Raw genomic sequence first — 20,934 nt, forward strand, 5'->3', positions numbered from 1 at the left:
AAGAACATGATGAACGATACGGCAATCGTGGTATGTTAAAAAGATCCACAAGAACCGTATCTGATAGGTCCAGCCGTCCATGATCGAGATTATTGGCCCGCTTGCTCACACAGCCCCGAACCGCGGGCTCGCGGCTGGCGCCGGTATCGGCGACGCGCAGAAGCCCGCGCCGCTGCAGAAGCAGTTGATCGAGCGTTTGCAGCAGGCGATTCTCGGCGGGCGCTTGCCGGCCGGGTCGCTGCTGCCGTCGTCGCGACTGCTTTCGGCGGAAATGGGCGTGTCGCGCAACACCGTGGTCATTGCCTATGAGCACCTGGCGGCAGTGGGTTATGTGGTGGCGGACAAGAAGGGCACGCGGGTAAGCCCGCTGTCGAGCCGCGCCGCGCGTGCCGAGCCGCCCGCACGATCTGCTCCGCCGAAAGTCGCCTACGCGGCCCGCGTAGGCCAGTTCACGGCGACGCGCACGCCTGTGGATGCTGCGTTGCCGCTCACGCCCGGTACACCGGCGCTGGACCGCTTCCCGTTGGCCGCATGGCGGCGCGCGCTAGAACGTTCGATGGAGCGCGCGTTGCCGCTCGCGCTCGGCTACGGTACGCCAGCGGGTGAGCCTGCGTTGCGCGACGCCATCGCCGCGCATTTGCGGATGGCGCGCGGGGTGCGCTGCGAAGGCTCGCAGGTAGTGATCACCGAAGGCGCGCAGGAAGCGCTGAACCTTTGCGTGCGCCTCTTCACGAATCCCGGCGATGTCGCGTGGATCGAGGACCCCGGTTATCGCGGCGCGAAGGCGGCGTTCAACCAGGGCGATCTGGCAACGGTGCCCATGCCCGTCGACGCGGAAGGCATGTGCGTGCCGTCCGGCGCCTGGCGCGCGCATCCGCCGAAACTGATCTATACGTCGCCCGCACACCAGTATCCGACGGGCGCGGTGTTGTCGGTAGCGCGGCGGCTGGAATTAATCGCCGAGGCGCGCCGCTGCGGCGCGTGGGTGATCGAGGACGATTACGACGGCGAGTTCCGCTACGCCGGGGAACCGATTGCGAGCATGCAGGGACTCGTCGACGACGCGCCGGTTCTCTACGTCGGCTCGTTCAGCAAGACGATGTTCCCGGCGCTGCGCATCGGCTTCGTCGTGTTGCCGCCGGCGATTGCCGCGCACGTCGAGGGAGCCTTGTGTGAAATGCTGCGTGGCGGGCATCGGCTGGAACAGCTTGCGCTCGCGCATTTCATGGAGAGCGGCGAATTCGGGCGGCATCTTGGCCGCATGCGACGGCTATATCGTGAGCGGCAGCAGGCACTGCGCGAAGCGCTTAGCGAACACTTCGCGTCGTCGGAGATATTGGGCGGCGATTGCGGCATGCATTTGACACTTCGTATGCCGCCGGGCATCGACGATCAGGCGCTTATCCCACGCGCACTCGCGAATGGGCTAAGTCCGCGTGCGCTGTCCGGATTCGCGCTCGAGCCGCACGCCGGCACGAACGGCCTTGTGATCGGCTATGGCAATACCTCCGCGGAGGAACTCGCACCGGCCGTGCGGACCCTGTCCGAGCTTGCTGCCGGCATGGAAAAACCGCGTCGGCGCCGGGCCTGAGTTTTAGCGTTTGTCCGCGCGGCCCATGTCGCGCTATCGTGTCGTTTATGCGTGGCGGTTGCGACGAGGCGATATCGACGGAGCGCCCGCATCATGTTCCGCGCGCCGTCTGGTGCGCGTCGCCGGACGGCTGCGCAGTCCGGGCATGAAGCATCCCTTTGGTGTGGTTTTCTATGACGATTTATCCGATTGGAGATGACATGAAGGAAATCGAACCGACCCCGTGGTTTGAACTGGCCGCTGACTTGCCCGCGCGCGACGGCTGGTACGAGGTGCAATTGGCGAGCGGGGACACGGCATTTGCCAAATTCGGCAAGGGCGAGTGGACCGAGAAGCCGGACGATGAGTTCACGCACTGGCGCGGGCTTTCCGCCGATCCATCGCAGGCGGGTGAGGGCGCAGAAGACGAGGCCAAAGCAGTGACCGACGGGGACGAAGCCGCCGGTGATGCCGACGCCAAAGGCGCAGACGAACACATCGACGCCGAGGCCACCGCGGCGAACGGCGTACGAGCCGCATGGAACGCGTTCTTCCCGGGGCTCGGCGAAGAGCAGCACAAACCGGTGGACGCCGTTCCCAACGGAAAAGCGCCGCATTGATGCATGCGAGGGCGGCGGCTCATGGGTTGCCGCCCTGACAGATCAGACCTTCGGGCAAAACAAAGTATGAAAGTTACGCGGGAACCGGTGGCATTGCCACGCGCCACGCAGTTACTCAATCATGGACCGGTCACCATTATCACGAGCGCGCACGAGGGCCGCTCGAACGTCATGGCGGCTTCATGGGCGATGCCGCTCGACTTCGATCCGCCGAAGGTAGTGGTCGTGGTGGACAGCCGCACGCTGACCCGGCAATTGATCGAAGCAAGCGGTGTGTTCGGTCTACAACTGCCGAGCCGCAAGTTCGCCGCGCAGACGCTTGCCGTCGGCACCAACGCTGGGCTGGAACTCGACAAGTTTTCGGCCTTCGAACTCGAAACGTTCTCTGCGGAAAAAATCGACGTGCCGATGCTGGCCGGTTGCATCACGTGGATGGAATGCAAGGTGATTCCCGACGATAGCCAGCGGCACGATCTGATTATCGGCGAAGTGGTGGCCGCCTATGCCGACAGCCGTGTGTACTCGAACAACCGTTGGCATTTCGGCGACGATCCCGATCTTCGCACCTGCCATTACGTCGCCGGCGGGACGTTTTTCGCCACGGGCGACGCGTTCGAAGTTTCACCTTCGGCAAATGCTCTGAGCGCGTCGCCGGCGAGCCGGTAACGAACCCATTCGCTTTGCGCGCTCGCGCCGATCGATTCATAGAAGCCGATTGCGGGCGCATTCCAGTCGAGCACGCTCCATTCGAAGCGGCCACAGCCGGTCTCGCATGCGATGCGCGCGAGGTGGCGCAGCATCTGTTTGCCGGCGCCGCTGCCGCGCGATTTCGGCGATACGTACAGGTCTTCCAGATACAGGCCTTTTTTGCCGAGCCACGTCGAGTAGGAGAAGAAATAGACGCAAAAGCCGATCGGCTCGCCGTTCATTTCGCAGATCAGCGCGGTGGCCGTGGCTGCGGGGGAGAAGAGGCTCGCTTCGATGTCTTGCACGGTGGCGACGACTTCGTGCTCAGCCTTTTCGTATATCGCGAGTTCGGTGATGAAGTTGAGGATGAGCGGGGCGTCGGCGGCGATGGCGGGGCGGATTCGGATGGTCAAGGGTGGGTGCGCGGATGCGGCTGTTTGGGTCAGAAAGTTGAAGTTTAGCCGGGATGCGTAGTCCGCGGATTGAGCGCGTCCTAACCCATTCACAGTCTTACCAATTACCCCACATTCGACAAACCGCCCGGCCAAGCAATTTTGCTCGGCGGGCTCGGACTAAGGTGAAACGTGCACCAAAGTCCGAGGCTCGCGGCTACCCTTTGACCGGTGAAGGCTTTTCGACTATTTGCAATGTGGTCCAGTCTGGGCCTTGCAATTCGCCGTCCGCCCAACGGATGAACTCAAGCTCCAAGAGCCGGTTCGCCGGGTCCGCAAACAGCAAGACGCAGACAGGTTCGCCATCCGCATCAGCCAGCCTTCCCTCAAATGGGAAAGTGTGCTGACCGATATGAGGAGGCCGTTCGTAGCCGTCGATGTGGAACAGGATCAGAGACTCGTCCTCAAGCTGCGGCTCCGCGTGAACGTTCGCCATGTCGGAAAGAAGCTCCATTCTTTCCGCGGGCGGGAGCCGAGCGGCAATAAGCCTGATGAAGGTTTTTTCGTTCTCGGTTAGTTCTCGAAGCATCAATGCACCACAAAGATTGTTCCAACACTGATCTGACCGTCGGCTCGCATGTAAGCTCTAAATTCTACAGGTAGACCATCGACGGTAATCTGCTTGATTGTGTTTGTATCAGGGACTAAATCTGATCTCATCGCACTGATTTCGTCGGCGACCTGTGCCTCCGCATGGTCAAGGTTCATACCGTCCCTGACTGCGCGTTTTATATAGTGCTGCCTTTTGATACTATGGCGCCAGCTTCGGTGGCGCCGGTTGGTTTACATTGTTTCGCCTCAGTCGCCCGCGGGATACCTTGCTTGTTGACCCACATTGGGTCGCGGGCAAGTTGAAAGAGATCCCAAGCGAAACGCGCCCCAGAAAACATGATGCATTCAGGGCATACCGGCTGCAGTCCAATCTCCTGCTCGTAGCCCAAACGTTTGACAATGCTGAGAACGGTTGGCGTCGGCGAAGCAGGCAAAATGCCCGATTCCAGGCGTTCCAACCACGAATCAATTTCATCATCACTGATCGCCAGGTCGGGGCCGAGGTTGGTCGACACAGTGCCCGTGCGTGCGGTTAGCGCGCCGTCCGCCGCATAGCTATAGCCTACCCTCAGCGCACGTTTGACGTTATCGTTGCTTGGACTAGCGTCCTCATAGTAATTGAACCCGACCAATCGTCCGCGAGCATCGTAATAAGGATTCGCAACAAAGCTTGGGCTACTGAACTGAATGACCCGGTGTGCTGAATCTCTAAGAGTGATCGCTAGTATGTTTCCGGTAATCCTATCGTTTATCGAGCGAAGGTTTCCGGTGGCATCTTGCGTTATTCCCCATTCTCCTGTCCGCTCACCGTTGTCATAGCGTTGAGCGAAGATCAACCGATTTGACGTGTCGTACGCCATGCCGTACGTCAGTGTGGACCCTTCGGCCAAGCTTGCCGAGAATCCGGCCTCCCCTGTCGCATCAGTGGTCGGCCTTTCGCTGAGCCCGGTAAGATTCCCGTTCGCGTCGTATACAAACGTACGTAGCCATCCCGGGGTTGCGACCATATAGGGGCGCAGACTGACCGGGTCGGCGTAGGTCACTGAAGTAATGGATATTCCGCCAGCGCTGCTGGTTGACACGGACTGGATAGGACGATAGTTGTCATCGTACTTGTACAGAACATTCTTGCCGTAAGGCGCGGCCTCGTTGGCCAGCTTTCCCCCGGCATCCCAGCCCATGCTGTATCCGGCGTCGCTCCCTGTCGCGCGTAGCATTCCGCCGAATGTGGCAAAGTTCAACATCGTCGCGCGCTGACTGGTAGTGATCGTCGACGCATTCTGGCCATACGAGAAAGCCACGTTCCGCTGCGCATTCGTGTGCGTTACAGAGGTCGCACGCCCCGTCGGGTCGTACGTCCAAGTTGCTACACGCGTGCCTGTTTCGTCTAACACACCATTTAGAGCGCTCGTGAAGCGAGGGTCTTCATAAGCATAGCGGCGGACGGTTCCATCCGGCCAACTCACAGATACAAGGTTGTTGTAGCCATCGTAGCTATATTGTGTAACGTTGCCGTTTGGATCCGTGATTTGAGCAATGCGCCACTTCGGATCGTAGGTCAAACGAATGACAAGGTCATAGTACGGATTCGACCCTGGTGCATGATCTGAAATCGCGACCAATAGGCCATTGGCCGGCGCAATAGATGCCGAGGTATTGGCATCGCTATACGTAAGTGTTGTCGTCCTGCCGTCGTGTTCCGTTACAGACAACAAGACACCTTGCGACGAATAAACCTCGCGGGAACCGTTGGTCAAGTCCTGGAGCGTCCACGATGAGGAACCCTGGATCAGTGATAGCGGCATTCCGTCTACGGAACGCCATCCGCCGGAGACTTTGTTGAAAGCCAGAGGGTTCGCATCGCCGCGGTAGGCAGTGACCTTGGGGGTAGTACCGTTAGCATCTGCGACATTCAACTGACGCTGCCAGTTATGAACCCAAAGTGAGCCGAAGCCGGAATCCGTTCGCATAACAGGACGAGCTCGGTAGGTCCTGCTGAGGACAAAGGGTCTGTCGTCCCCGCTGTGGAAGTCGACTTCTTTGATGGTTGTCGAACCCGAACTCGGATAGACCGGATCGGCTACCGGGCAGCTATTGTCTCCACTTGCGTCGTCGGGCGGCGTGCCGCACCACCTGGTGATCCGGGACGGCTCGTTAACGCAATAGTGATTTGAGAGATTGATGGGGGTGTTGCCCCACGCGTTGGCAAAACATGTCGAAGACCCTTGTATGGCGCCAGATCTGACATAGAGAGGAGCACAGACTCCATCGCCGCCATCTGCGCTTGCTCCCGTTGCGACCATGAGCATTATGAATGCAGCCACCAGGCGAGCTCTTATGCCGGCGAGCCCAAGCGTATCCCAGCAGTTTTTCATCGTTTTCCTTTTTTTGGTCAGTGGTGGGAAGCGCAAGCAGGCTATAAGGGATTTGAAGGCATGAAAATCCGACAAGTCCAAAAATGGCTTTGGGTCTCGCGGGAAGTCGTTCGGTCTACGAAAAGTGCGGGAAAAAGGCAGACGTCTGACTCAATCGGACACACCGATCACACTTGCGTCCCGCAATATGTGGAAATCCTGCAATAGCGCGGGACGAGCGTCAGCGTCGCCAGGAGCTACCCGGATTGTTGGGGGGCACAGCAGAGCGATATCAGCGTGAACTTGAGTGCGACCGCGAGCTGTTCGAGGTTATCGCATTGGATGCGCAGGGCGTCCCGCAGAGGCGCACGACTGCGCGCCATGCGGCGAACCTGCTGGCGGACGCATCGCAGAAAGGCGGCGCGTCCGAGGCCGCGGCAGACGGAGAATGCCGCAAGCCATCATGCGTGAAAAACGCCGCAACGTTGATAGTAGAGCTTGCGAGTCCGCCAGCGGCCGCGCCGCAAAAGGCAAAGGCGGGCAGGAACACAAAGCCCGCATGACGCGCTCCATTTACGGAGCGACTTCGATCACCCCTTCAAAGGCAACCATATCTCAAACCCGCCCATTCCACTAACCGGATCAAACTTCTCGTCGTAGCGCTCGAAGTTGGGCGCATCGGCGGGAAGGTGTCCCGACGCCGGCAGCCACTTGTTCCAGATTGTGTTCCAGGTGCGCCGCACCGTCGACACATGCTCGCGATGACTGAACACCGCATACCTGTTCGCCGCAATGCGCAAACGACTGAACTCGCCGGGCAATGAAGCGAAGTCGCTGACTTCCACGCCGCACAGGTAGTCGATGTTGCCGGCGTCGTCCGCGTTGTAGCAGACGCCATACGCGACGTTGCCCACCTGGCCCGGCACTTTGCCGAAATACGCGTTAAAGCGTTGCCATTGCGATGGAATCGCGGCCGCGCTCTCGCACGTATAGCGCGCGCTCAGACCCGCGACGAGAAACGCCCTGCCGTCCTCAAAGCGCGGCGGCTCCAGACGCGTAAGAAGGGTTTCGTCCATTTTGATCGGCTCCACGATGACAAGATTGTCGAGATGACCACGCGCGCGCAGCGCCTCGGGCGTGAGCCCGAATTGCTCGCGAAACGCGCGCGTGAATGCTTCGTGAGAACCGTAGCCAGCGTCGACAGCAACCGTCAGTATGTCCGGCGCACCATTCGCGAGTCGCCGGGCGGCCTCGCTCAGGCGACGCCCGCGCACGTAGCGCATGACCGGCGCGCCGGTCGCTGCTTCGAAAGCACGCGCAAGGTGAAAGCGCGACACGCATGCACAGTGCGCGATGTCGTCGAGCGTGAGTTCGTCGGCAAAGTGGCTTTCGATAAACCACAGCGCTTTTCCAACCGGATTCATAGCAGCTCTCATGTCAGCATGAAACCAGCATAGCCAGCCGCAAACGCGGGCATTTGATCGTGCTTGCGGTTTCGCAATCGATGCAAACGACTACTCGACGCAGGCTGCGTGACCGATGCCACGAGCGCGTGCAAAGCGACCAGTCCACACTAACAGCCAGCGCCGCGCGCGCATGTCGATCAGACGTTCTCCGTCGCCGCCGTATTGCCCGTAGGACGAGGCCGCCCGACGGAGGACGCGCCGTGCGCTTCCTCCGCGTCCGTATGTGTAGTGGCGTCCGCACCGCCTGGCCGTCCCGCGCGCAACATCGCACCGCCGATCGCGCCTGCCGCCGCCGCGAAAATGGCGCCGAAGGCAAACGCCACGTGATAGCCGCTGTTGAGCGCGGCGAGCGCGTTTTGCGTCGCCAGCAAGTCACCGCTGCGTGCGGCCGCGAGACTCGCGAGTACCGCGAGGCCGAGTGCGCCGCCCATCATGAACGACGTATTGACGATGCCCGACGCGAGTCCCGAGTCGGCGGGATCGACGTCGCTCATTGCGGCGAGCAGCATCGGGTTGAAGGCGATGCCCGCGCCGAAGCCAAGCAGCATCATGCCCGGCAGCACATCGAGCACGAAGCTGCCGCCCACAGGTGCGCGCGCGAACAGCGCGAGACCGCACGCGGCAACAAGCAGGCCCACCGCGAGAGGAATACGCAAACCGAAGCGCATCACCACACGCGCCGACAGGCCCAGCGAGAAGAACGCCATGATGAGATTGGCGGGCAAAAATGCGAGCCCGACTTGCAGCGGTCGATAGCCAAGCACGCGCTGCAAGTAAAGCGCGGAAATGAAGAACCACGCGAACATCGCGGCCGCCCACAGTACGCCGACGACATTCGCGGTGGCTACGTTACGCAGACGGAACAGGCCGAGCGGCATCAGCGGATGTTGAACGCGTGATTCGATGATGAGAAACGCCGCAAGCAACGCGAGCGCAACGAGCAGCAAGCCAAGCGTTTGACCCGAAGTCCAGCCGGCTTCATTGCCGTTGACCACTGCGTACACGGCTAGCATCAGCGAAACGGTGACCGTGACCGCGCCGGCCACGTCGAGCCGCTCGCCGTGCGCGTGACCCCGCTCGGAAGGCAGCAGCGCGACGCACAACGCGTACACGGCAACGCCGATCGGCAGATTGACGAGAAAGATCCAATGCCAGCTGAGCAGATTGGTCAGCAGACCGCCGAGCAACACGCCGATGCTGCCGCCGCCCGCGCAGACGAAGCCATAGACGCCCATCGCCTTCGCGCGTTCGCCGGGCTCGGTGAACAGATTCATGATGAGCGACAGCGACACCGCGGACACGATAGCGCCGCCCAACCCTTGTACGGCGCGCGCGCACACGAGCAAAATCTGCGAGTTTGCGAGGCCGCACGCGAGGGATGCCACGGTGAACAGCGTGATGCCGCCGAGAAACAGTCTGCGATGACCGTACAGATCGCCGAGCCGTCCGCCCAACAGCAGACAGCCGCCGAAGGTCAGCATGTACGCGTTGACGACCCACACGAGCGACGTTTCCGTGAAGCCGAGATCCGCAGCGATGGACGGCAACGCGACGTTTACGATTGTCGTATCCAGCACGATCATCAGCACACCGAGGCACAGCACGATCAGCGCGAGCCAGCGTTTGTTGCCGTGAATGGAATGGGTCATGCGAGAACTCCTGAGCCGCGGTCGTTTGAAATTGCCGGCGGCTTCGAGCATAGGTGGGCCGTTTCAATGCGATGCCGGACGGGCCCACGGCCCGGCGCGATGTTGATCAACCCGATGTTGATCAAGCAATTGGCAAGTTGTCGAGGGCGAGGGGTTTTTTAGTTTAGCACTCGCGAGTTTTGCGTCACAACTACGAATTCCTGGGCGGGTGGACTTTCTTTTGATGTCCACGCTGCCTTGAGATGGACTCAGACACAAGTCGCCGATTCTGCAATTTTCCTAACGTTGCCGGGAATCACGACAGGTACGCACGCAACTTCTCACGCAGAGAAGGGGTGAATGGCGGGCTGGTTCCAATCGAGTGCAAGCTGACCGTAGTCTTAAGAGTTGTCGGATGTAAACATATTCAAATCTCCTTAACAGTTGCTACGTCGACACCGGCCATAACAATCCAAGCCTAGTGCCGGACTTGTCGGCTTCTGCTAAGCGGTCGCCGCCTTATAGTGCGCTGTTCGCGGCCGGAGGCGACGGCGGGGGATGGTTAAATGTAGTGGGAGAGAAGCTCATGAAAGCGAGTGCTTCGCGCAGTATGATGCTCACATGTCAATGTGCAATGCGATAGCGCCGTACATGGGAGGAGCGCGAGCCATCGCTCTGTGCAAGCAAAAGGCATGTCAAATCTATCAAGAATGTAGAGGTTATTAATGGCTAACCATCCACCATATTCTGTAGTGCTGACCTACCTCGAAGACCGTCAAGAGTTCTCCTTACAGGCCATTGATCGAGCCAAACTAACGTCTGTCGTGGCAGGCTCGCTCGAAATTCCTGTTCTGCTCGACGAGCACAAATTTAACCTTGACGATGCATTCGCGCGACGGCTCGGTGCGGCAATGCTGGCTCTGATCGCACTTGGTCAACCCGCTATCGAGCAATACATGAACATTACTAAAGATCCAATCGAATAGCCGCAAGTAGCCGCGAATAGGATGACTTGAAACCACGCGGACTGGGAGGGGCCAAGAACAACTTGGCCCCTCCTTCTATCGATCCCGCCGAGGCGTCACCCGCTCATCCCCCACCCACAATCCCATACTCCCCACCGCGCTCCAGCGCCCGCTGATATGCGGGCCGCGCATGGATCCGCTGCAAGAACGCGGTGACCGCCGGCCATGCCATTCCGCCGCGCGCAGTAGCCGCTTCGAGCGGGAAACTCATCTGTACGTCGGCGGCCGTGAACTCACTGCCGGCGAACCACGGGCTCTTTGTCAATTCCTTCTCGATATACCCAAAATGCAGCTTCAATTGCGGGTCGACAAAACCTGTTTGCAGCGTAGCCGCGATCTTGCGCGCAATCGGCTTCGCAAAGAAAGGCATCGGCGCACTCGCGATGCGCCCTGCAATCAGCTTGAGCAGCAACGGCGGCATTGCCGAGCCTTCCGCGTAATGCAGCCAGTACGTGTAACGCAAACGCTCAGGCGTGCCTTGCGCGGGCGCGAAACGCCCCTGCCCATACTTCTCCACCAGATACTCGACAATCGCGCCTGACTCTGCAATGGTCTGCCCGTCATCGGTAATGACGGGCGATTTGCCGAGCGGATGCACCGCGCGTAACTCGGGCGGCGCGAGCATGGTTTTTGGATCGCGCTCGTAACGCTTCACCTCGTACGGCACGCCGAGTTCTTCGAGCAGCCACAAGACGCGTTGCGAGCGGGAGTTATTCAAATGATGGACGGTCGGCATGGGTCGATAGATGGTGGCCAATGGAACGTCACATCATAAGGATATTGCGCAGAGGCAGGCCTCTAGCAGCTTGCCGACCTGGTCATACTCGCGACTTGCTTCCCATTAATTCGTTCGAAGGTAACGTTTCGTCCAGCAATTTGCGCGCGCTTTCAATGCCGGCCACGGGCAGTCCTTTCGGATCGAGCAGGCCCACCTGCACGAGCACGCTAGCCTGATCCCAATAGATGTGCTCGTTATAAAGCTTGTCGCCGCGGAAGCACACGACCGCGAGCATCGGCACCTCGAAATATTTTCCCGTTGGCGCAACGCCTGGCAACAGCCAGTCGATTTCACAGTCATGCGTGCAGCTGAAAATGAATTCGTCGACGATGCGATCTGCGCCGATGGTCCGCGAAATCGGAATCAGCTTTGTATCAGCCGGATTCGAGTTGACGAAGTGATGCGTATAGAACCGCTTGAGGTTGTCGTGGCCGACACCGCCTGTCATGGTCGGCACGTGATTGACGTAAGGCTGCGCGACCATTGTGGGCATGACCGCTTCCACGTCGCGCGTGGCGAACTCGTGATAGCAATGCGCCTCCCACAGCGCGTTCAGATCGTAGACCGGTCCCAGCACTTTGCGCAGTAGCGCAAGCGTTCGCGAATACGCCATCATTGCTGCGGGCTTGTCGTATTGTGGACGCGCCGGTGCCGCAAACGCATGGTCGCAACCGGGGTACACATACTGCTCGATTTGCGGACGTGCGCGCAATGCGGCGCTGATTCGTTCGCGAGTTTCCGGCGGACAGAGCGCGTCGTTTTCGGGGAAATGAAACACCATAGGGCAGCGCACGGCCGGCACTTCGTCCAGATAGGCATCGAGACCCACGCCGTAGTAGCTCACTGCGCAATCAACGTCGGTGCGCGCCGCGCTCAGGAACGCGAGCTTGCCGCCCAGGCAGTACCCGACTGCGCCGACCTTGCCGGCCTGCTCGGGCATCGCGCGCAGTGCGGCAATGGTGGCCGCGATATCGTCCACCGCCAGATTAGTGTCGAACTGATTCAGGTAGGCGAGCGCCTGCTTCATGTCGGCTTCGTCATAACCCAGTTCGATGCCTGGCTTTATCCGCCAGAAGAGATCGGGCACCAGCACCACGTAGCCTTCCTCGGCGAAGCGGTCGGCCGTCGCCTTCATGGTGTCGTTGACGCCGAAGATTTCCTGCAACAGAACGAGCCCAGGGCCCGAGCCTTGCGCGGGACGAGCAACGTACGCGTTGAAACGGCCGCCGTCCTGGGCGACAACTTCAATGAAAGAGCCGGCCATGCGTTTGTCTCCTGAAGTTTGCGAGTAATAGCGAGGAAGCGGGGAAGAGCCTACGCCATCGTACGCAATTCGAAGCGCTTGAGTTTGCCTGTTTCCGTGCGAGGCAGTGAATCGACAAAAGCGACCACGCGTGGATACTTGTAAGGCGCCACCGTATTTTTCACGAAGTCCTGCAGTTGCGCGACGAGATTGTCGTCGCGGCTGTAGCCGGGGTTCAGCACCACGAAGGCCTTCACGATTTGCCCGCGCGTTTCATCCGGCACGCCGATTACGCCGCATTCGGCCACCGCTTCATGTTGCAGCAAAACGCTTTCTACCTCAGGACCCGAAATGTTGTAGCCGGCTGAGACGATCATGTCGTCGGCGCGTGCCTGATAGAAAACATAGCCGTCCGCGTCGAGATATACCGAATCGCCCGGCAAATTCCAGCCGTCGCGCACGAATTTCATTTGCCGTTCGTCTGCGAGATAACGGCAACCTGTCGGCCCGCGCACGGCTAGCTTGCCTATCGTGCCGGGCGCAACGGGTTGCATTGCGTCGTCCACGGCTTGCACGATGTAGCCCGGCACCGCGCGTCCAATTGCATGGGGGCGAATCTCGTCGCCCTGCGCCGAAACAAAAATGTGAATCAACTCAGTGCCGCCGATACCGTCGATCATGTCGATGCCAGTAGCGTCGCGCCACAGCCGCCGTGTCGAATCGGGCAACGCCTCGCCGGCCGACACGGTTTTCTGCAAGCTCGACACATCGTGACGCGCGACGAGCGGTGCCATCTGCCGATAGAAAGTGGGCGCCGTGAACATGATGGTCGCGTGAAAGCGCTCGACGGTCTGCAATAACGTCTCGGGCGTGAGCTTCTCGATCAATACCGTCGACGCGCCCACGCGCAACGGAAAACACAGCAAGCCGCCGAGCCCGAAGGTGAAAGCGAGCGGCGGCGTGCCGCAAAATATGTCGCTCGCCGAAGGCTTCAGCACATGACGCGGAAACAGATCGCACATGGCGAGCACGTCGCGATGAAAATGCATGCAGCCTTTCGGCGCGCCCGTCGTGCCGCTCGTGAAGGCGATCAGACACACGTCGTCGGCTGCCGTATCGCATGCGTCGAAGTCAACGGGTTTGTTGATCGCAAGCGTGTCGAGTGAATCCACTGCATCGTCATGAAACAGCAGCGTTTGCTTTAGCTCAGCACAATAAAATTCGTCTTGCGGATCGCTGCAACGCGCGAGTTCTTCGGTCAGGCGCGCATCGCAGAGCGCCGCACTCACTTGCGCCTTTGCAATGATCTGCTTCAACTCCTTCGCGCGCAGCAGCGGCATGGTCGGCACGGCAACCAGGCCCACTTTCAGCGCGGCGAGTGCAGCAACCGCCATTTGCAATGTATTTGGCCCTCGCAACAGAATGCGATTGCCCGGTTGCAAACCCATTTCATCGACGAGTACGTGCGCGCTGCGATTGACCATCGCAAGCAATTCTTTGTAGCTCGTAGCACGCGGCTCGTTGTCAACCAGCGACCAGATAGCCGCACGCTCGCCATGACCCGCTTCGATCGTCCTATCCAGAAGTTCCGTCGCGCAGTTGAAACGCGCCGGATAAGCGACATCCGGATTGTCCAGCAGAAATCCAGGCCATTGATCCTGCGGCGGAAGATTGTCGCGCGCGAAAGTATCGACGTGTGCTGACGGTTCCATCGTGGTCTCCCCGGTTTCAAGCCGGCTCTATGCGCTTCGGTTGACGAGGGCTGCGTGTCCTTACTGCGGAATGACTGCCGTTGCTTCGATTTCGACCTTGGCTTCGTCTTCGATCAGCGCGACCACTTGCACCGCACTCATTGCGATGTCGTAGTCGCCGATCAACTCGCGAAACGCACGGCCTATTTCTTTTAACGAAGCGAGGTACTCGCGCTTATCCGTGACGTACCACGTCAGGCGCACAAGATGCTCTGGCCTGCCGCCCGCTTCGTGCAGCACGGCCAGTACATTCTTGAGTGCCTGGATAGCCTGGCCGGCGAAGTCCGAGGTTTGAAAGCGCGCTTCTTCATTCCAGCCGATCTGGCCTGCAATGAAAACTTGCGTGCCGACTGCCGCGACGCCATTCGCATAACCGCGCGGCTTGACCCAGCCGGCGGGGAGAAGAGCTTGTTTCATGTGCGTTGCGCCTCGCTGAGTTCAGGCTGTGGGGCGAACTTCGCCAGTGAGCCGGCGATGTCGGTGGGAATGTCGATCGAGCGGCCGCTTTCGAGCGAGGTTGTGACGAGCACCTGCTTTGCTCTAAACCGCGCCTCGCCGTTGCAGTTACCGAGAATATCGATGGTGATCGAGCGCCGGCCGATTGCGGCAACGGTTAGCGTCAGCATGATTGTTTCGCCCATCTGACTCGGGCGCGAAAACTCGCAGTCCAGTTTGACGATCGGCAGGCCGAGGCGGCGCTGGCCGATCATTTGCGCGTAGTCGACGTGCAAACCCTCGTTGAACCAGTCTTCCACAAGGGCATTGGTCATCACCAGATATTGCGGAAAGAATACGATGCCCGCAGGATCGCAGTGCGAGAAGCGGATACGTACCGGCCTTTCGAAGTGCGTGGTCATTTCGCGCGTTCTCCAGCGCTTGTCGCCGCATGCTCTTTCAACAGATCGCGGCCCACAATCAATTGCTGCACTTCCGTCGCACCTTCGTAAATGCGCAGTGCGCGAATCTCGCGGTACAGCAGCTCGACCGCGACGCCGCTTTGCACACCCATGCCGCCGTAAAGCTGAACGGCGGCGTCGATCACCTGCTGTGCGCCTTCGCTCGCGTGCCACTTGGCCATGGCTGCTTCGCGAGTCACGTTTTCACCCTGGTCGCGCAACCATGCCGCGCGATACACGAGCAGCGCACTGCTATCTATGGTCAACGCCATTTGTGCGAGCTTCGCTTGCGTGAGTTGAAAATCGCCCAAGGTCTGACCGAACATCTTGCGCGATGCGGCTCGCGTCAGTCCTTCTGCCATCGCATGTCGTGCGAAGCCGAGCGAGGCAGCCGCCACGGACGTGCGGAAAATGTCGAGCGTGCGCATTGCGAGCTTGAAACCTTCGCCGGGTGCGCCGAGCATCTGGCTGCGCGGCACGCGCGCGCCTGCGAAATGCAGGCGCGCCAGCGGATGCGGCGCGATCACGTCGATGCGTTCGGCGATTTCCAGTCCCGGCGTATCCGCATCGACAATGAACGCGCTGATGCCGCGCGCGCCGGGCGCTTCTCCGGTGCGCGCAAAGACCACATAGAAATCGGCGATGCCACCGTTAGAGATCCACGTTTTGTCGCCGTCAAGCACGTAGGCGTCACCGTCTTCGCGTGCAGCGAGCGACATTGCTGCGACGTCCGATCCGGCTTCCGGTTCTGACAACGCGAACGCCGCAATGGCGGTGCCGTTCGCCACGCGCGGCAAGTAGCGCGTTTTCTGTTCGTGCGTGCCGCCGAGCGAGATCGCACCGGAGCCAAGCCCTTGCATCGCGAGAGCGAAGTCGGCGAGACCCGAATGCCTGGCTAGCGTTTCGCGCAGCAGACAGACGGCGCGCGTGTCGATCGTGTCACCGTGGCCGCCATAGGCCACGCCGCCCACGCCATATTTCAACCAGCCGGCGGCGCCGAGTTCGCGCACCAGTTGACGACAGGTCGAATCGACATCGCCGTGTTCGATGTGCGACAGATTCGAGCGGCACCATGCTTCTATACCGGCAGCCAGTTCGCGATGCCGTGGCTCGAAAAAAGGCCACGCGAGCGCACTGTGCAGATCAACGTCTCTTTCTGCGCTCACCTCAGTCTCCCTCGAAGACGGGGCGCGCCTTCGCGGCGAACGCCTGATAAGCGCGCCCGAAATCGCGAGTGCTCATGCAAATGGCTTGAGCCTGTGCTTCGGATTCAATCGCTTCGTCGATGCTCATGCTCCATTCCTGGTGCAGCATCTTCTTCGTGATGCCGTGCGCGAATGTCGGACCGGCGACGAGATCGGCGGCGAGCTGTTGCGCGTCCTCAAGAAGTGCAGAAGGCTCGCAAAGTCGGTTATAGAAGCCCCACGCGTAGCCTTCGTCGCCGCTGGCAGAGCGCCCCGTGAAGAGCAGTTCGGCCGCTCGCCCTTGACCGATGATGCGCGGCAGGATCGAGCACGCGCCCATATCGCAACCCGCCAGGCCGACGCGCGAAAACAGAAACGCGAGCTTGCTGCGTGCAGTGCCGAGACGCATGTCCGAGGCCATCGCGAGAATCGCGCCTGCGCCGGCGCAAACGCCGTCGACCGCTGCAATCACCGGCTGCGGACAATGGCGCATGGCTTTGACGAGGTCGCCCGTCATGCGTGTGAAGAGAAGCAGTTCAGGCATCGGCAGATCGATCAGCGGTGCGATGATGTCGTGCACGTCGCCGCCCGAGCAGAAGTTTTCGCCCGCGCCGTGGATCACGACGGCCTTCACATCGGTCGCATACGTGAGCTGGCGAAACAGATCGCGCAGCTCGGCATACGATTCAAAGGTAAGCGGATTTTTGCGCTCGGGCCGGTTCAACGTAATGGTCGCGACTTTGTTCGCGACCGACCAGCCGAAGTGCTGCGCTTCGTAACCTGCGAGTGTCAGGCGATTACCGGCCAACAGCGCGTCGGCGTTTGAATGTGGCATGTTCGTGTCTCCTGTCGCTGGGCGTTAGTCTTTCAAACTGTCCAGCAGATGTTTCTTCAATTTGCCGAGCCGCTGGTGCGTGCGCGACTTTTCCTCGAGACTGAGTCCGCCAAATAATTCAACGACCCATTGCTCATGCGCGACCGCCATTCTGTCGAACGCTTTGCGGCCTGCGGGAGTAAGGCACACGCTGATTGAGCGGCGGTCGTTAGGGTCGGTATCGCGAGAGACCAACCCTTCTTTCTCCAGTTGATCAGTAATGCCGGTCACGTTGCCGCCCGTCACCATCAGACGTCGCGACAGTTCCGTCATCTTGAGTCCTTCTGGATGACGTTCGAGTTGGGCCATCAGGTCGAAACGCGGCAACGTAGTGTCGAATTCGTTACGCAGACGTTTGCGCAATTCGGCTTGTACGAGGTTCGTCGTAGTCAACATGCGCAGCCACAAGCGCAAGCCCATGTGGCTGTCCGCGCCAGTGCTCATTTCCAGATCCACGACGTTCTCCGCAGGCTTCGCAACGCCTTTGCGCTGCGCTTTCGTTTCTGCTGCCTTCGCATCGCTTGCTGCAATCCTCTTGACGTTGGCTGGCCTGGTCACATTACTTCTCCACCGGAGATGGAAACGGATTGCCCCGTGATTGCATCGGAACCCGGTTGACACAGCCACAGCACGGCATTGGCAACCTGTTCTGGACTCACAAAGCGATGTTGCGGATTCGAGCGAAGCAGGCTTTCGCGAGCCTGCTCCTCCGTGCGCGACGTCTTGCTGGTGATCTGCTGCAGCGACGCGTGCAGCAGTTCGGTCTCGGTATAGCCGGGGCAAACGGCGTTGACCGTCACGCCTTTCGTGGCAACTTCGAGCGCGAGAGAGCGCGTGAGACCGATCACGCCGTGCTTTGCCGCGCAATATGCGGCGACATACGCGTAGCCAATTTGTCCCGCCGTACTCGCCACGTTGACGATGCGCCCATGTCTGCGTTCGAGCATGCCCGGCAGCACGGCGCGCGTGCCGAGGAAAACGCCGGTGAGGTTCACGTCGAGCATGCGCTGCCATAGCGGCATGTCGGTATGCGTGAACGGCGCGGCCTGTGCCTGCCCCGCGTTGTTGATGAGTATGTCGACGGCGCCAGCTTCGTTGAACGCTTGTGCAACGGACTCTTCTTGCGTGACATCGACGGTAATGCATGCAACGTCGCCCCATGCGCGGCATTTTTCACGCTGAGCCTCTAGCCGCGCCGAATTGCGGCCCATCAGCGTAACGCGCGCGCCGGCGTGCAGCAGCGCCTCTGCAATGGCCGCGCCGATGCCGCTTCCGCCGCCTGTAACAACGGCATGTTGTCCCGCAAGGGGAGATTGAATCGAGTTCACGTGGTTCCTTCCGCGCGCTGCGCGCGCTCTTGCGCCGAGAGGCCGGCATTTGTCGCAACCTGCGCGCGTTCACGTTCCAGATTGCGTTCGAGTTGCGACTTTGCGGCGGTGTACTGATTCGGCCATGTCACGTCGAAGTAGCCGATCTTCGCGGCCTCGTTCAAAGTCCACGATGGATTCGCGAGATGCGGACGCGCGATCGCGCACAGATCGGCGCGACCGGCCGCGATAATGCTGTTCACGTGATCCGCCTCCGAAATCGCGCCCACCGCAATAGTCGCGATGCCGGCTTCGTTTCGCACGCGATCGGCGAACGGCGTCTGAAACATGCGGCCGTATACGGGCTTTTCGTTCTTGCTGACCTGGCCCGACGACACGTCGATCATGTCTGCGCCCGCGGCCTTGAACGCGCGTGCGATCTGCACGGCGTCGTCGGGCGTGGTGCCGCCTTCGACCCAATCGTTCGCTGAAATGCGCACGGAAATGGGCTTGTCTTGCGACCACACTGCGCGAATCGCCTTGAAGACCTGTAGCGGATAACGCAGACGATTCTCCAGCGAGCCGCCGTATTCATCGGTGCGATGGTTGGTTAGCGGCGAGAGGAAGCTCGATAAGAAATAGCCATGAGCGCAGTGCAATTCGAGCCAGTCGAAACCCGCTTCGGCCGACATTTGCGTCGCGCGCACGAACTGCGCTTCTATTTCGCGGAGCTCCTCGTGTGTCGCTTCGCGCGAATGCTGGCTGATGCCCGGCAGATACTGCTGCGGCGATGCCGAGATGAGTGGCCAGTTGCCTTCGGTGAGCGGCTGATCGATGCCTTCCCAAGCCACGCGCGTCGATCCTTTTGCGCCGGAATGTCCGAGCTGAATGCCGATCCTGGCGTCGGACTGCCCGTGCACGAGATCGACAATTCGCTTCCATGCGGCGAGGTGCTCCGGCGCATACATGCCTGGGCATCCCGGCGTGATGCGCGCTTCGGGTGACACGCATGTCATCTCGGTCATGACGAGCGCCGCACCGCCCATTGCGCGTGCGCCGAGATGCATCAGATGATAGTCGCCAGCGATTCCGTCGACGGCTGAGTACTGGGCCATCGGCGAAACGACAACACGGTTTTTCAACGTGACGCCGCGCAATGTGAATGGGGTGAACATTGGCGGAATCGAATGTTTTTGCGGCGCGCGTTCTACGCCTGAACGCCGTGCGAGCCAATCTTCGAAGCTGGACACATAGCGCGCGTCGCGCTCGCGCAGATTCTCGTGCGAGATGCGCTGCGAGCGCGTGAGCAGCGAATAAGCGAACTGATCCGGCTCGAACGATGTGTAGCGGTCCACGTGTTCGAACCATTCGGTCGAATTGCGGGCGGCGTTCTGAATGCGCAATACGTCGACGCTGCGCACGTCGGTGTAATGCTTCAACGCAGCATGCAAATCGCCAGGATGCGCGCCGATGCTGTTGGCGAGTTCAATCGAATCTTCGAGCGCGAGCTTGGTGCCCGAGCCGATTGAAAAATGCGCGGTGTGCGCGGCGTCGCCCATCAGCACGACTGGCGTTTGCGTGCCGTCGGTATTGCTGCGCCAATGCACCCATTCCTGGTTGACGACGCGCGGGAAACGAATCCATTGCGACGAGCCGCGCAAATGCGCGGCGTTCGACAATAGCGCGTTGCCGTCCAGGTACTTCGCGAAGAGCTTTTCGCAGAATGCAATGCTCTCTTCCTTGCTCATTTCGTCGAGTCCGGCGGCGCGCCACACACGCTCCGGAGTTTCGACAATGAACGTGGACGTTTGATCGTCGAAACGGTAGGCGTGCGCCTGAAACCAGCCGAACTGCGTTTCTTCGAACGCGAACGTGAAAGCGTCGAATAGCTTTCGCGTGCCGAGCCAGACGAAGCGGCAATCGCGCATGTCCAGGTCGGGCTTATAGGTCGACGCGTACTTTTGACGAATCGCGCTGTTCGCTCCGTCGCACGCGACGATGAGATCGGCCTGATATTCGGTGTCGTCGGTGACCTGCGTTTCGAACACGAGCTTTACGCCCAGTTCCTCGCAACGGGCCTGCAAGATGTTCAGCAGACGCTTGCGACCGATGCCGCAAAACCCGTGGCCGGACGAACGCACCTGGCGTCCGCGGAAATTGATTTCGATGTCGTCCCAATGATTGAACGCGTCGAGTATGGCGTTTGCGCTGGGGGCGTCGGCGGCGCGCAGGTTGCCCAGCGTCTGATCCGAGAACACTACGCCCCAGCCGAAAGTATCGTACGGGCGATTGCGTTCCACGACGATGACCTCGTGCGCCGGGTCGCGGCTTTTCATCAACAAGCCGAAGTACAGCCCGGCCGGGCCGCCGCCGATACAGACAATGCGCATGCTGCTCCCCACTGTGAACTTGCTCGTGGAGTTAATTTAGGCCTAGATAGTTTAGGTGTCAAGCAAATGTGTGGATGCGTTTACCCGGGCGTTCTGGCAACCGGCACAGGCAAAACGCCGCAACGCGCGATCGGCCGCGCTGGGATGACGAGCGCGG

Annotated in this window: 19 protein-coding genes; 4 read left to right on the top strand and 15 right to left on the bottom strand. The window is 60.3% G+C overall.

The genetic code is table 11. The features are described 5' to 3' along the window. Positions 1–79: 79 nt before the first annotated feature. The 3 genes from pdxR to ACTJLB_RS14920 all read left to right on the top strand — a co-directional run bounded on the left by pdxR (position 80) and on the right by ACTJLB_RS14920 (position 2,856). The gene (gene pdxR / locus ACTJLB_RS14910; protein WP_440783706.1) at positions 80–1,591 is read left to right on the top strand and encodes a MocR-like pyridoxine biosynthesis transcription factor PdxR; all 1,512 of its coding nucleotides are present in this window, start codon (positions 80–82) and stop codon (positions 1,589–1,591) included. A 200-nt stretch (positions 1,592–1,791) separates the two neighbouring features. Continuing rightward, on the top strand, positions 1,792–2,190 hold the full coding sequence (locus tag ACTJLB_RS14915) for a hypothetical protein (RefSeq protein WP_165572601.1): 399 nt from the start codon (positions 1,792–1,794) through the stop codon (positions 2,188–2,190). A 66-nt stretch (positions 2,191–2,256) separates the two neighbouring features. Next, entirely contained in the window at positions 2,257–2,856 is a 600-nt protein-coding gene (locus ACTJLB_RS14920) for a flavin reductase family protein (RefSeq protein WP_088175512.1), read from the top strand. Here ACTJLB_RS14920 and ACTJLB_RS14925 read toward each other — a convergent pair. The 5 genes from ACTJLB_RS14925 to ACTJLB_RS14945 form a co-directional block, all read right to left on the bottom strand. After that, entirely contained in the window at positions 2,763–3,290 is a 528-nt protein-coding gene (locus ACTJLB_RS14925; protein WP_440783707.1) for an N-acetyltransferase family protein, read from the bottom strand. The genes ACTJLB_RS14920 and ACTJLB_RS14925 overlap by 94 nt on opposite strands. 196 nt (positions 3,291–3,486) lie before the next feature. Further along, complete coding sequence (locus ACTJLB_RS14930) at positions 3,487–3,858, bottom strand: DUF6984 family protein (RefSeq protein WP_408492043.1); 372 nt, start codon at positions 3,856–3,858, stop codon at positions 3,487–3,489. A gap of 199 nt (positions 3,859–4,057) precedes the next feature. Next, positions 4,058–6,256, bottom strand: a complete 2,199-nt coding sequence (locus tag ACTJLB_RS14935; protein ID WP_440783820.1) for a DUF6531 domain-containing protein — start codon at positions 6,254–6,256, stop codon at positions 4,058–4,060. A 569-nt stretch (positions 6,257–6,825) separates the two neighbouring features. Continuing rightward, a complete protein-coding gene (locus ACTJLB_RS14940) occupies positions 6,826–7,659 on the bottom strand; it encodes an AraC family transcriptional regulator (protein ID WP_440783708.1) in 834 nt (277 codons plus the stop codon). Positions 7,660–7,838: 179 nt separating this feature from the next. Beyond that, positions 7,839–9,350, bottom strand: coding sequence for a DHA2 family efflux MFS transporter permease subunit (locus tag ACTJLB_RS14945; protein WP_440783709.1), 1,512 nt, complete (start codon positions 9,348–9,350; stop codon positions 7,839–7,841). 704 nt (positions 9,351–10,054) lie between these two features. Here ACTJLB_RS14945 and ACTJLB_RS14950 point away from each other — a divergent pair. Further along, complete coding sequence (locus tag ACTJLB_RS14950) at positions 10,055–10,315, top strand: hypothetical protein (RefSeq protein WP_027778228.1); 261 nt, start codon at positions 10,055–10,057, stop codon at positions 10,313–10,315. A gap of 103 nt (positions 10,316–10,418) precedes the next feature. Here the strand turns inward: ACTJLB_RS14950 and ACTJLB_RS14955 are convergent, their stop codons facing one another. The 10 genes from ACTJLB_RS14955 to ACTJLB_RS15000 all read right to left on the bottom strand — a co-directional run bounded on the left by ACTJLB_RS14955 (position 10,419) and on the right by ACTJLB_RS15000 (position 20,777). Beyond that, on the bottom strand, positions 10,419–11,090 hold the full coding sequence (locus tag ACTJLB_RS14955; RefSeq protein WP_440783821.1) for a glutathione S-transferase family protein: 672 nt from the start codon (positions 11,088–11,090) through the stop codon (positions 10,419–10,421). An 82-nt stretch (positions 11,091–11,172) separates the two neighbouring features. After that, a complete protein-coding gene (locus tag ACTJLB_RS14960) occupies positions 11,173–12,396 on the bottom strand; it encodes a dienelactone hydrolase family protein (RefSeq protein ID WP_310070231.1) in 1,224 nt (407 codons plus the stop codon). Between the two features lie 50 nt (positions 12,397–12,446). After that, positions 12,447–14,087, bottom strand: coding sequence for an AMP-binding protein (locus tag ACTJLB_RS14965; RefSeq protein ID WP_440783710.1), 1,641 nt, complete (start codon positions 14,085–14,087; stop codon positions 12,447–12,449). A 60-nt stretch (positions 14,088–14,147) separates the two neighbouring features. Beyond that, positions 14,148–14,543 carry a RidA family protein gene (locus ACTJLB_RS14970; protein WP_440783711.1) on the bottom strand — a complete coding sequence of 132 codons (396 nt, stop codon included), beginning with the start codon at positions 14,541–14,543 and terminating at the stop codon, positions 14,148–14,150. Continuing rightward, positions 14,540–14,983, bottom strand: coding sequence for an acyl-CoA thioesterase (locus tag ACTJLB_RS14975; RefSeq protein ID WP_440783712.1), 444 nt, complete (start codon positions 14,981–14,983; stop codon positions 14,540–14,542). Before ACTJLB_RS14975 ends, ACTJLB_RS14970 begins: the two co-directional genes overlap by 4 nt. Beyond that, entirely contained in the window at positions 14,980–16,188 is a 1,209-nt protein-coding gene (locus tag ACTJLB_RS14980) for an acyl-CoA dehydrogenase family protein (protein ID WP_440783713.1), read from the bottom strand. Before ACTJLB_RS14980 ends, ACTJLB_RS14975 begins: the two co-directional genes overlap by 4 nt. Before the next feature lies 1 nt (position 16,189). Further along, positions 16,190–17,041, bottom strand: coding sequence for an enoyl-CoA hydratase family protein (locus ACTJLB_RS14985; RefSeq protein WP_440783714.1), 852 nt, complete (start codon positions 17,039–17,041; stop codon positions 16,190–16,192). Positions 17,042–17,065: 24 nt separating this feature from the next. Next, positions 17,066–17,638, bottom strand: coding sequence for a MarR family winged helix-turn-helix transcriptional regulator (locus tag ACTJLB_RS14990; protein WP_440783715.1), 573 nt, complete (start codon positions 17,636–17,638; stop codon positions 17,066–17,068). Next, positions 17,635–18,408: an SDR family NAD(P)-dependent oxidoreductase gene (locus ACTJLB_RS14995; RefSeq protein ID WP_440783716.1), complete on the bottom strand. Its 774-nt coding sequence runs from the start codon at positions 18,406–18,408 to the stop codon at positions 17,635–17,637. The genes ACTJLB_RS14990 and ACTJLB_RS14995 overlap by 4 nt, the downstream gene beginning before the upstream one ends. After that, positions 18,405–20,777, bottom strand: a complete 2,373-nt coding sequence (locus tag ACTJLB_RS15000; protein ID WP_440783717.1) for a bifunctional salicylyl-CoA 5-hydroxylase/oxidoreductase — start codon at positions 20,775–20,777, stop codon at positions 18,405–18,407. Before ACTJLB_RS15000 ends, ACTJLB_RS14995 begins: the two co-directional genes overlap by 4 nt. Positions 20,778–20,934: the final 157 nt, after the last annotated feature.

Origin of the sequence: Paraburkholderia sp. 22098, from assembly GCF_052045935.1 — a bacterium.
GTDB lineage: Bacteria > Pseudomonadota > Gammaproteobacteria > Burkholderiales > Burkholderiaceae > Paraburkholderia > Paraburkholderia caledonica.